Annotated in this window: 12 protein-coding genes; 9 read left to right on the top strand and 3 right to left on the bottom strand. The window is 19.8% G+C overall.

Annotated features, from left to right (window positions below; all coding sequences use genetic code 4):
* Nucleotides 1-80 precede the first annotated feature (80 nt).
* Together AAHM77_RS00150 and AAHM77_RS00145 are read left to right on the top strand one after the other, a co-directional pair.
* Nucleotides 81-2,060 carry a hypothetical protein gene (locus AAHM77_RS00150; protein ID WP_342252110.1) on the top strand — a complete coding sequence of 660 codons (1,980 nt, stop codon included), beginning with the start codon at nucleotides 81-83 and terminating at the stop codon, nucleotides 2,058-2,060.
* Between the two features lie 608 nt (nucleotides 2,061-2,668).
* Nucleotides 2,669-3,874: a hypothetical protein gene (locus AAHM77_RS00145; RefSeq protein WP_342252109.1), complete on the top strand. Its 1,206-nt coding sequence runs from the start codon at nucleotides 2,669-2,671 to the stop codon at nucleotides 3,872-3,874.
* 149 nt (nucleotides 3,875-4,023) lie between these two features.
* Here AAHM77_RS00145 and AAHM77_RS00140 read toward each other — a convergent pair whose 3' ends face one another.
* Complete coding sequence (locus AAHM77_RS00140; protein ID WP_342252108.1) at nucleotides 4,024-4,170, bottom strand: hypothetical protein; 147 nt, start codon at nucleotides 4,168-4,170, stop codon at nucleotides 4,024-4,026.
* 517 nt (nucleotides 4,171-4,687) lie between these two features.
* Between AAHM77_RS00140 and AAHM77_RS00135 the strand changes: the two genes are divergently transcribed.
* From AAHM77_RS00135 to AAHM77_RS00125, 3 genes are all read left to right on the top strand, one after another.
* Entirely contained in the window at nucleotides 4,688-4,834 is a 147-nt protein-coding gene (locus AAHM77_RS00135) for a hypothetical protein (protein WP_342252107.1), read from the top strand.
* 24 nt (nucleotides 4,835-4,858) lie between these two features.
* Entirely contained in the window at nucleotides 4,859-5,089 is a 231-nt protein-coding gene (locus tag AAHM77_RS00130; protein WP_342252106.1) for a hypothetical protein, read from the top strand.
* A 528-nt stretch (nucleotides 5,090-5,617) separates the two neighbouring features.
* Nucleotides 5,618-6,793, top strand: coding sequence for a hypothetical protein (locus AAHM77_RS00125; protein WP_342252105.1), 1,176 nt, complete (start codon nucleotides 5,618-5,620; stop codon nucleotides 6,791-6,793).
* 188 nt (nucleotides 6,794-6,981) lie between these two features.
* On the opposite strand, the gene AAHM77_RS00120 is transcribed toward AAHM77_RS00125, so the two are convergent.
* On the bottom strand, nucleotides 6,982-7,779 hold the full coding sequence (locus AAHM77_RS00120) for a hypothetical protein (protein WP_342252104.1): 798 nt from the start codon (nucleotides 7,777-7,779) through the stop codon (nucleotides 6,982-6,984).
* A 138-nt stretch (nucleotides 7,780-7,917) separates the two neighbouring features.
* Between AAHM77_RS00120 and AAHM77_RS00115 the strand changes: the two genes are divergently transcribed.
* From AAHM77_RS00115 to AAHM77_RS00105, 3 genes are all read left to right on the top strand, one after another.
* Nucleotides 7,918-8,310 (top strand): AAA domain-containing protein, encoded by a 393-nt coding sequence (locus tag AAHM77_RS00115; protein ID WP_342252103.1) that lies wholly within the window; start codon nucleotides 7,918-7,920, stop codon nucleotides 8,308-8,310.
* 8 nt (nucleotides 8,311-8,318) lie between these two features.
* Nucleotides 8,319-8,636 (top strand): hypothetical protein, encoded by a 318-nt coding sequence (locus AAHM77_RS00110; protein WP_342252102.1) that lies wholly within the window; start codon nucleotides 8,319-8,321, stop codon nucleotides 8,634-8,636.
* 109 nt (nucleotides 8,637-8,745) lie between these two features.
* A complete protein-coding gene (locus tag AAHM77_RS00105; protein ID WP_342252101.1) occupies nucleotides 8,746-9,897 on the top strand; it encodes a hypothetical protein in 1,152 nt (383 codons plus the stop codon).
* A 161-nt stretch (nucleotides 9,898-10,058) separates the two neighbouring features.
* Here the strand turns inward: AAHM77_RS00105 and AAHM77_RS00100 are convergent, their stop codons facing one another.
* Nucleotides 10,059-11,003 (bottom strand): DUF4357 domain-containing protein, encoded by a 945-nt coding sequence (locus AAHM77_RS00100; protein ID WP_342252100.1) that lies wholly within the window; start codon nucleotides 11,001-11,003, stop codon nucleotides 10,059-10,061.
* 152 nt (nucleotides 11,004-11,155) lie between these two features.
* Between AAHM77_RS00100 and AAHM77_RS00095 the strand changes: the two genes are divergently transcribed.
* Entirely contained in the window at nucleotides 11,156-12,988 is a 1,833-nt protein-coding gene (locus tag AAHM77_RS00095) for a P-loop NTPase fold protein (protein ID WP_342252099.1), read from the top strand.
* Nucleotides 12,989-13,058: the final 70 nt, after the last annotated feature.

Raw genomic sequence — 13,058 nt, 5'->3', positions numbered from 1 at the left:
TTTATGGTTATACTATTTTAAATAATAAATATAAACTTAATAAATAAAATGAATTAAAGAAATAATTAAGAATGATAAAAATGAAAATAAATTTAGAGATAGAAAAATTTTTAGGAATTAAAAATAAAATTAATTTTTCCTTGAGTGAAAAGAACATTATTTTTGCTCCGAACGGAACAGGTAAAACCTGTATATCAAAAGGTTTTGAAAAGTATGAAAGTGAAAACAAAACTAAAAGTAAAATTATATTAGACAGAGAAAATATCGATGTGACTAATAATTTTAATATTCAAAATTATTACGGAAAAGATTTCATTGTTATAAATGAATCTTTTTTAAATTTAATGATTAAAAAAGATCTTTCCAACATTATTTATGAACATATTCAAAAAAAATATGAAAATCAATTATTATTGGATTTTGAAGAATGATGAAAAAATAATATTAAAGAAATGAAAAATGCGACTGGTTATAATCCAGCTTTTTTAAGCAACATTAATTCCATCTCTTTTATAAATGATAAAGATAATGAAAAAATTATATCAAATTTTAAAAAAGACATTTCAAATTATCAAGATATACATAAAAATAATTTCAAATATATTCAATATTTAAAAGATACAATATGAAATTTTGTTAAACCTATTAAAAATGCATATTATAAAAACCCTTTCGGCAATATTACTTTCGAAGATTATGATATAGAAGAAAAGAAAAATTTTTTAAAAAAAATATCAAAATTTATTTATTTTTTTGAAGAAAAAAATTCTAATTTAATATCTTTTATTGAACAAGATTCTTTTGAGGAACCCAAAAATACAAAAAAAATAAATTATGCAAAATATTTAAATAATGTTAAAAATATAGAATCACGCACAGTTTTTGAAAATTTAGCTAAAGAATTAAGATTTGATTATTTGGATAAATTTTCAAAAGAATTAGATTTGGATGCCTTTACTCTTTATGTGCAAAAAGAAAGAAAAGAAGAAAATATTGAATTGACAATAAAATCTATTAAAAATAATCAAATAAAACATTTAAAAAAATATGAAGAAATTTTAGACAAAATAATTGAAGAAACATCAAAAAATAAAATTTTAAAAGTAAAATGAACTTTGCAAAAAATAAAAAATGAAAATGATTTAAAACCTCAATTAATATTCAAAGATTATGATAATGAAATTACGCAAAAACAAATGCAAGATTTTTCTTCTTCTGGACAAAAAAGAATAGTTCTATTACTATTTGTACTTTTATATTACGGTAAAGAAAAAAATATTATTCTGGATGATGTATTCTCTTCAATGGATATTGACAACATCTATATATTTATTGATTATATTTATAATAATTCTGATAATTGAACAATATTGACACATAATTTTAATTTATTTCTAAACGTTGTAAAATTTTACGATAATATTAGTTGTTTTATCATGGATTCTTTTTCTGACACATCAACATTTATTTTTGAATTAGAAAATTTAGAAAAAAAAAATATAGAAAATGTGTTCTATTTAGCCGAAAATAATAATCTTGATTATAAAGACTTTTTCTTTTCTACTATTTTGTACGAGATTTTAACAAATTATAATTTATTTTTAAATGAAAAAAGTAAAACAAAAATATTAAATGAATTGAAATATTATAGGCATTATAAAAAAAAGAAACGAACATTCCAAAGCATAGAGAAAAAAATATTAAATATCTGTAATGATTTACAAGAAAATAATCCCAATTCTTGTTTTATAAATATTATAGAAAAATTTTATAAAACAAATTATGAATATAAAATTTCAGAATGAGTAATTAATTCTGAAATTTTAGAATCTATTAAATTTAAAAATTTTTCAGATTATATTATTACAAAGTATTTTTTTTGTTTAAAAATGAGATTTATTTTAGAGGAAAAAGAAAGAAGAATTCAATTAAATAATTCAGAAAAAGAAATTAAAAAATATATTGATATGATATTACATTTAAATAATTTGAGATGAGATGCTGTAATTGAATCTCCGCTTTATAAATTAAAAATGTATTACAATATAATATCAAAATAATTATAAGTATGTTTATAAAATTTCAATATAAAATAATAATATTTTAAATCTTAAATTATAATGCATTACCAATTATTTTATATATTATAAATTTTATGATAAAAATAAATAATATATTTTCATTCTATTAATATAATATATTATGTTATTCACAAAATTGATCAAAATAAAAGTATTACCAGGAAAAGAATAATTAATGTATTAAAAAAGAGTATTGCACTGATTTTAGAAGCGATTATAATATTCCATAATTATTAAAAGTAAAAAATTTTAAATTTGAAATAAAAAATTTTACTGAATATTATTGTTTATATAAAGTAGTTTGTGACATTAATAACAAAGATATGAAAGATTCTTTTATTAATCTTATTTTCTTTTATTATAAATTTTATACAATTACACTTTAGATGAAAATTTTAATTTGAATGATAGAAATTCTGAAATTAATATTTATTAAAAGATACAGAATTAGTTAGTTGTGTTTATGATCAAATTGATAAATAAGGTTATGATTTTTGTGTTAAAGAAATATATTGGAAATCAATAAAACAGAACAATTGAAAAACTTAGGAATAATTATTAATAACAATTTGAAATAGGGGGTAATTATGAGAAACGAAACTTATAACCCATATAGTTTTAATGATTATGAAGACTTTAAACATTTTTTTATAATTGAATGTAAAAATAATATATTAAATCCAGGATTAAAATTAATTAATGCATTTGAGTTTATAGGGATGTATGCCACCCTAACATCACAAATGGATTTAAAAATATTTAATAATTTTATTAATGATAACGACTTAATAACAAATAGTGAACGCACATCAATAAGTGCTGTATCTAGTGAAGATAATTGAAAATTCGAAAAAATAGGAAATGAGAGTTATTTAACAAGGCTAAATAAAAGTGTTAATCAAAAAAAGAGTGAGTTAAATTTAAATAAATTTTTTAAAATTTTACAATATAGTGAATACGATAATAAATCAATAGAAGAATCTGATATTAATGTAAAAAAATTAAAAAAAGGAGAATGGAATAAATTTATACCAAGAATTTTGGATAAATATAACACAATTGAATATGAATGATTTAAAAAAATAAGAAGTTATAGAAACGAACTGATCCACAGCATTGATGATTATTACCAACCTATGGATTCAATTTATAGAAAAAATTTATTTAAAAAATCTGAAACCATTTTTGATGCCGAAAAGTTCATTAAATTAATTTGAGAATTGAACGAAAGAACTAAGGAAGATTTTAATAAAATAAATGAAAACAAAGGAAAAAATGTTTTATTTTTACATAAAGATTTTTTATTAAATTATTCCACACTTCTAGGTTTTGCTATTATTTATAATAATAGTGCTCTTAAATTCAAGGAAAAACAAATTGATAAATGCAATCATAACTTTTGCTCTTGTGATTCATTATCTATGGGATTAAAATTTAATTCTTTAATGAAATTTTCTATTCCGGGTCCAGCCGATTTAGGATTATATTCCAATTCTGGTGGTAGTTTGGAAATAAACGATAGACAATTTACGTATATTAAAATGTTTAAAGAAATATTAGTTCCCAATCTGGAATTAAGCACATTAAATAGTATGCACTTGGAAGCTTTAATTCTTGAACAAACAGAATTGTTTCATCCTGTTATTTTTTACAAAGGAGAAGAAATAGATTTAAATGAAGATAAACTCAAACATTTAAAAAAATATCCAACATATAAAATAACACAAGAGATTGAATTAATTTTAAAAAAAAATCCATGTATTTATAATTTTTATAATATGGTTTTTGGATAATTAATTTGCATATTAAGTAATTTTTTATTTATTGTTTTAAATTAATTAACTAGTATTAGTTTTTAATCTTCAATAGTTTGAATAATGGTATTAGCTATATCTTTTTTATGTTTTTAGAATTTTAAACATAATTTCTATTTCTCTCAGTTCTATAAAAAAACCAATGTATAAAATTCAAAAGTAATTATTTCTTCCTCTGTTAAATTGATAAAATCATTATCCTTAAAAAAAGAAATAATTTTGGAAATTCTTGAAGCAGTTTTGGCTTCAATTTTATTTAATTTATCAAATTTCATTTCAATTGAATAATAATTTCTTCTATTAGTTGCTTTTTTACTTAGTTTACTTTTCGGGTTATAGCAACTTATTATTTTTTTATTAGTTCTCAGTAATTTATCTTTTTATTAAAAACAAATTTTTTACATAAATCATTTTGTATAAAATGACTGTAATATTTTTTTGTAGTAGTTCCCATATTTTAATTCCCTTTAAAATATAAAAATTATTTTAATATTTTTTTCCCAGTTATTTTTTTCTAAATTAGTTATTTGTTATATTAGAATTTTCTTTATTAAATCATTCAAATAATTCACAAAATTGAAATATTCTAAATAAAAAATTTATGCAAAAAGATAATTGATTTTTTTTGAATATCAACAATTTTATATTAAAATTGAAAAAAAAAAAAAAATAATCATAAAATTCAATTAAAATTAATAAATTCTAATGAATTACCATTAAAGAAATAAAATAATAATTTAAATATAAAACAAAATTATTACATATTTAAGTTTTAATATATAGAGGTATATAATGTCTAATTTGTTTTTTAAAAATTTATGGAATATAATAATTTCTATTTTTATGCTAATTATAATAGCTTTATTAATTTGAATTGGTTTGTCTAATGTTAATTCAAAATCTGATAGACCATATGTTTTAAAAGATTTTAGTTTATAAATATCAACCCCACCTGGAGTTGATATGTATACGAAACCAACTGAACAACAAGATTTCGAAATACACAATGAAATTGTCAATAATATAAATGAAATTTTTGATTTAAATTTAAATATTAGTGATTTTTTTTGAGAAGAATATTATGACATTGTTATGACGAATGGAGCTAGCCAATTTCATGCATGAAAATGTACATTTTTTTCTACAAATAATATTCTTATTTCATCTAATACTTACTATTATATTAGAGAGTAAAACAGTAGTTATAATGAGAAATTTTAAATTTAAAAAATTATTTATACATAATGAATTATTCATTAAATAGAAATATCCAAAGAGTAGATTAACATTTAGATAATTTATCTCTATAATATTTTTTATTAAATGCAAATTTTTTAAAGCATGTTTATGCTTACTTTTTTACTTTTCAGATTGTACATTCCATATTCTTTTGTTTTGGGATTGTAATATTTCACTATATTATTATCTGAAAAATTTTTAATTAGTGATTTTTGAATATAATAACTATATCATTTTTCTTTTTTAGACATATTTTTTTGATTATTTAAATAAGGTAATCAAAGATGTTATAAATGTTATATTAAAGTTATTATGGAGTACTAGAATAAATTAGTTTTAAAATTTAAGATAAAATAAAAATATATACACAATTTTTTTAAAATAGCATATTTTTTTTATATAATTGACTTAATAAATATAAAAAGTAATTATTTATTTAAAAATTCAAAAACTGAATAATATAAAAATAAAAGGTGAATATATATGTTTGATGATGAAAAAAATGAAGTTGAAATTAAGAAGGTAATTATATTAGGTAATGGCGTAAATATTAATTTTGATAAAAATTTTAATTTTCTAAATTGAATAAATTCTTTCAATGATAATGAAAAATGAAATAAAATTTTAATAAATAATTTATTTTTAAAAAAACACCAAGAAAATTATTCATACAAAAAGAACAATAAAAAAATTTTATTAACAATCGGACAATTAAAAAATTTTAGAAGTATAATTTTGAGAGAAAAAAAATATATTGAAGATAATTGAGAATCTTCAGGTATAGAATTCTTCATTCAAAATTTATTTGAAAGGGTGGAAAGTGAATGAAATTTTTATCAATTAAAAAATTTAAATTTTAATAAGTTTAAATTAATTTTTAATATATTTTTTCATAGCAATATTATTTCAATGTCGTATAAATTAATATCAGATTCAGTGGTTATGAGACATTACTTCAACATATTAAAAAAATTTGATTATTATTACACTTTGAATTATGACACTATAATTGACGTTGTTGCATATCATAATAATTTGGTAGGAGTTTATCATATTCATGGTCAGTATAATTTATTCGATAATAAAAAAGAAATAGTTTATTTAAAATTACCAAATGAATTAGATATTAATGTTTTTGATGAAATTTTATTAAAAGATGATGTAGAAGAGAGTATGGAAATATCTCTAGAAAAATTTCAAAATTCTGAATTAATAAAAAGATTAGATGATGAAGAAGATGTGGAATATGAAGTATCCATTTTGGGTGTCAATCCAGATAGTGATGAGCATATCTTTGAAGAATTATTTTCAAAACAAAAAATTAAAAAAATAAATTATTACTATTTTAATAATTATAAAAAATTTAAGGGTTCTAATATTTGAGAAGAATTAGAACCAGCGTCTATTTTAAAAGAAATTGTAGAATATATAGATAGTGAAGCATTTCCAACAAATAATTATCTTCAATACCCATATTATACAAATCAATTAGATATTAATGAGCATATAGTTGAATTTAATCCTTCGAAAAACACAGATAATATTTATTATGATATGATAAATATTTCAAATTTTAACAATAATAATTTAAATTATAAAATAAAATTAGAATTATTAAATTCTGCAATAATTCTTCCAAAATTTAAAAATTATACTTAAATTATTTAATGATGATAAATCAAATCATTCAAAATTACCAAGAACCATTAATAGAGAAATAATTGATATACTTTAATTGATGATTAATTAATTTATTTATCTCAAATGAAAGTAGATAGTAATAAATGACAAGACGATCAAGAATTCAATGAATATTTTAATATATAAAGGTTATGAAAAAAGGATAATTAAATATTCATTGATTTTATATTTTTCTTTATTTTTTTTTCGAGATCTTGCATACTTGAATACTTTATGATTTTTCTATGTTTAAAATCAAATTTAACATTATCAAAATCTTCTTCTTTGCATATTAAAATAATTTCTTTACCTTCACCCAACATATAACCTGCTTCAAAACACACATTATTGTTTCCTGATGATATATCAAAAATACCAAAATCTGAATTATCCATTGATTCATACAATTTATTATCAATAATCCCATTATATTCTATTTCATCTATTTTAATTGGATTTAATTTGAAAGATTTAACAGTATTTGTTATGAAGTTTGAAGTTTCTGTAAAATTATCAGAAAATTCTATTCCTATAAAAACATCATTAGCTTTACTTTCAATAATTTTATTTATTTTTGTTTTATATTCTTTTATATTTGAAAATTTATCTATAAGGTGTCTCCCTATCATGCCAAATATTTGAAGCGATTCTGATTCTTTATTCATTAGATTGATATAAAACTTGATATTTTTATTACTTTTTATAATTGTTATATATTTTTCATATAGATTATGTAAATTATCAGGTCGCATAATAGATGGAAAAAGTTCGGTCATAATATTTCATGTATCATGTTTATTAATAAATTGATTAAATAATTTGTATCAAGAATTTAACTTATCGCTTATAACATTATTTATCTCCATTTTTTCCACATCATCACCATATATCTTTTTGTGCAATTTAAAAAAATCAGCACTTAATGGATCTAAACTATTCAATTGTTTTTGTCAAAATTCTGTCATAAAACATTCCCTTCATTTTTTAAAATTTAAATTAATATATTTGTAATAAAATAAAAAAATATTTGATTTTAATTATATAATTTGTGCAGTTATTTTCAATAACTTAATTTAAATAATAATTATTCAAATCATATTATATTGTTAACATTTAACTATTATCAAAAGCGCTTATTAGAAAAAACCATAATTGATAACCACCCCTTGCTAGCAAAAGCAATTGAACAAGAACAGATCATGTTAAAAAATATTGAAAATATTCAAGGCGATAAAGCTGACCTTGTTATTATGTCAGTTGTTTATGATAAAACTACCAGTTTGGGATTTTCTTATGTGGCACGTCCTGGTGGTAAAAATGCTTTAAATATTGCTATTTCAAAAGCGAAAGAAAAAATGATAGTCATTAAATCAGTGACGGCATCTGAAATTAAAAGTGCTAATACTGAAGACTTTATAATCTTTAAAAAATGATTAGCATTTTTAGATTTAGAAGCAGAGAAAAAAAGACTTATTATTCTGAAAAATTTCAGTTAGAAGAATCAATGGGGGAAGCTGATTCTTATTTTGAACAAAATGTTATTAACGCTTTAAAAGAAAAAATAACAATAGTTAAGCCAACTAAAATAATTAAACAATATCCAGTTGGAAGTAAAAGAATTGATATCGCCTTAACTGATAATGATTCTAATTATTTATTAGGAATTGAAGTTGATGGTTATAAATATCATGAAGGTCAAGGTTTTGATAAATATTTAGATTATTTATCGCGACAATATTTTTTACAAAACAAAGGTTATGATATTGTTCGGATTAAAGAAATAGATTGAAAAATAAATAAAACAGAACAATTAAAAATTTAGAAATAATTATAAATGATAAGTTAAAGATTTAATGCATAATATAAATTTAAAATAAGTTTAACATTAAAAAAGAATAAAAATATAAAAAAAGTTAAGAGGGAGATTTAAAATGAAATTATTAATTTTAGGTAATGGATTTGAAATTAATTTTAATGAAAAATTTAATGATTTTAATAATAAGTTTAAAAAATGAATTACGGAAATTGCTAGTTCTGAAGAAAAAATATATGATTTAATAGATAATATAACTCGCACAAACATTAATAATGATGAAATTATTCTTTTTAAAAAATGTATAGTCACGTTGTCAAAAAATCTAAATACCAAAAAATTTTTTTATTTAGAGGATACTTTAAAAGAAATTGGTTCTAATTTAACTAAAGAAGCCGAAGAAATAGACGATATTGAAAATAAGGAACTTATTTTCAATATTTTTAAAATCATCGTGGGTTATTATATTGAAAAAACATCTTGAGATTCTGTATTATTTTTAACTAAATTTAACAAAATGAATTATTTAAATAATGTTCAATTTCCTAATTATATTTTTACAACAAATTATACAAATACTTGTAATATTTTTTTAAAAAATTGATCAGAACTTTATGAAGGGATTACATTAATTAAACCTCAAGTGTTGAATATTCATGGAAAAATAGATTTGAAAGCAACTTGAGATAAAAAATATTCAAGTATAAAAATTAATTTAGATTCAAAAGAGAATTGAAAATATTTTCAACAAATTTTGAATAAAAATAATTTTAGAGAATTAGATATTGAAATTTTTGGTTTAAATATGAAAAATGATGAAAACATTTTAAAATCTATTTTTAAGTTATTACTCAATAATAAAATTGTGATTTTAAAATATTATTTTGTAAGTTTGGGCGATATTTTAGATTTTATGGAAACTATTCACACTTTAATCAATGAGATAATATCATATGATTATAAAGTTGCTGAGGCCTTTTCTTTGATCAAAGTTAAATTGCAAAAAATAGACAAAACAACAAACGAAGAAGATTTAATTTTTAAAGATGAACCATTATCAATAAATATCAACAACATAGATATTAATCATTTTAAAAACAATGCCTTTAATTTAGAACTTATTTTTCTTAAGTCAATAAAGCAAAATGGTAATTATATGCGGGAGCGAAAACTATCAATGAATTTAAAAATTAGTTTTATTAATTATGATGAACACCATATTTATAAAGCTATCAATCAAGTTATAAATAGTAAAATAGCATTAAAATAAAATAATTTACTTTGAAGAATAAAATATAATTTTTTAATGTTATAAGTTATTAATTGCATATAATTTTATTTATTTAATAAAAATTTTCAATCAGAATTTAATTGATTAAAATTAATACATTCAAGTTAAAAATTTAACTTGAATGTCAGTTTTTGTTTTACTTATATTTTTGGATTAATTTTATAAATTTCTTTCATTGTTTTGTTATCTGCATTCTTTCATGAAGTCCAACCAGTGGTTGAAATTTTTATGAATAATGTGCAAGCCTGACTTCCAGAATTACAAGTATAATCTTCTGTCATAATATATTTGTCACCTCTTAAGACAAGTACTCCTTTATTTAACAATTCATTAAAAAAATTTACATCACTAGGATATCTTTTTGGCATATAATCTGGAAATGTTAATCTCTTGGTTCAACTATTTTTTAAAACAATAAATTTACCATCTACATAATAACCTTCAGCATAATATTCATTATTTGTATGTTTTAAATATAATTTATTATTATCATTATATTTTACCTTTAAGGATATATCTTCATTTTGAGTATTTTTTAAAGCTGTTTGAATATCCAATATTTTAGTTTCAAATATTTTAATATTAATATTATTTAATAATTTTCTAAAATCATTGATAAATGTATTTAAAACTCCAGCTTCATGGTTGGTGATATTAGAATTTTGCCCATTATTTCCATTTTCTATTGTCAAATTTTTATTTGTTGAGGCTAATTTAATTAATTGTTGTTCAATGTAAAGTCTGTCGGTTGCACCTAGTGAATTACCATTTGTAGTTATAAATATTAAATATTCAAAATCTTGTTTTATATTATATGTGCCATCACTATCTGTTTTGGTATGCTCTATTATTCTTTTTTTAATTGAATTAGTTTGACCGATATAAATGTATTGGTCATTGTTACCTACAAGAATATATACTCCAGACTTATTAGCATAATCTTTACCATCTTCTTCATTGGTTAAATAAGATATATTATTTTGAGGTAAGATAAGTAAATTAATAAGACTATTTGTAGTATCAATTCATTTAATACCTTCATATTCACCGACACCATAATAAATTGTGAGTTTTTGTTTCTCCATGTTAACTCCTGAAAATTTAATTTATTTACCGATTCATTTTATACGAATAGAAATTAATTTGCGAATATTACACAATAATGAGTTTGAGGAAAAAATAAATATATCTAAAAAGATCAAATACAATTGACCTTTTTAGATATAATAAAATTTATATGTTAAGAAAAAAACAAGATAAGAATAAAATATTAAATAAATATATACCTGCTAATCCCTTTATAGAAATAGAAGATGCTTATAATGCAAAAGGAGTTGCTAATAAATTAGCAGAATTAATTGATGATTTTATTGAAGTACAAAAGAAATCAAAAGATAAAACAGCGTATGGAATAATAGGGAGTTGAGGGATTGGAAAAAGTACTATTATAGATTATTTCATTCACAATCACTACAGTAAAAATGATTTAGAATATGAGATAATCAAGATTAATTTATCATTACATGAATTAAGTGACGATATATTAGATTCCATTTTAAAAGAGATCAATTCTATAATTAGACCTAAAAAACAGCATGCCCAAAATTTTTTGAAATCATTAGATAAAATAGCTAATGTGTCATTAACTATAGGACATCTAAATTATAACTTAGATTTAGAGTCAGTATTTTCTAAAACTAAAATCAAACAAATTCAAAAAATATTAAATACTAAAAAACCCTTCTTAATAATATTTGATGACATTGATCGATGTTCAAAAAAGAATATAGAAATTATTTTAAATTATACAAAACATATTATTTTAGGGTGTGGTGAAAACATATATACAGCTATCTCAATGAATGAAACAGTTGTCAATAATACTTTGTCTAAAAATAATAATGAAGAAGATTTTTTAGAGAAATATATCAAACACAGAATAGATTTAGAATCATTATTAACTGTTAATGAAACAGATGATGTTATCATTTTGAATGAAGAACAAAAAGAATATTTAGGAAGTATATTAAAAATGCCAGCAAGGGCAAGAGAGACCAGAAAAGAAATTTTTCAAAATTTCTTTTTAAAGTTGAAAAATAATATAAATAATTACTACTTGGATAATTTCCAAAGTGAATCAGAAAAAATGATAATCACTATTGATAATGAAAATTATTGAAAAAAAATTATTTTACCATTCTTCTTATTGAGATATGACAAAACCAGTAAAAAAATTTTAGGTATTAAAGTGGAAAGGAATAAAATAAATATTTTTTTAAATACAATAAAAAACCGCTTTGAAATGCATTTAAAAAATGATGAAAAATATAAAATTTTAAACTTAATTTATGATGATGAAGATTATAAATTAGATTTATTTCATAAAAAATATGAAGACATAATTAAAAATCTTTTGGAGTTAATTTGATTCTATAAATACAGTTCAAAAAGTGAAGATGGATGACATGTGCCTAAGTGATACTATACTTCTGTTGAGAGTGAATATAAATTAAATGAATTTTGAAATAGTTATCATAAAAATTTAAATCATAAAAAAGAAAATTATTGATTTTTAATTTTAATAGACAATAAATTAAAAATTAAAAATATTTTAGAACATTTAAATTCAATATCATTAAGTTTGAAAACAAAATATGTAACTGCATTCACAATATGTTTTCTTAAAGATAATATAAAAAAACAATTCGAACAAATCAGAGAATACATAGATATAGACTATATATTAGACACATTAAGTGATTTGCAAGATGGTAAACCAATAAAAGAAGCTATTGATGAAATTAATAATTTGGATATTAAAAAAATATTTAAAAATGATTTTAATATTTCTGTAGATATTTCTTGAAATGAATATTTTGTAAAAAATAATTTAAATAATATTTTCTCACCACAAGAAGCAACACAAATTAAAAAACTTTTTAAAACTTTTTATTCAGAAATACCAAATAACATCAGTAATATATTAGATTCAGAAAATCCAGATTTTGATGTTGAATTATGAGTACATATAATGAAATCAATATTAGATGATTATAATAAAGTTTGGTAATTAATTTAGATAATGATATTTTAATAAAATCAATTCTTTTTAAATTAAGTTAAAAGTAAAACTAAAAAAA

The organism is Spiroplasma endosymbiont of Amphibalanus improvisus, assembly GCF_964030645.1.
GTDB lineage: Bacteria > Bacillota_I > Bacilli_A > Mycoplasmatales > Mycoplasmataceae > CAXIPX01.
The sequence above is the reverse complement of the archived record's forward strand: the minus strand, read 5'-3'. Positions and strand labels throughout refer to the sequence as shown.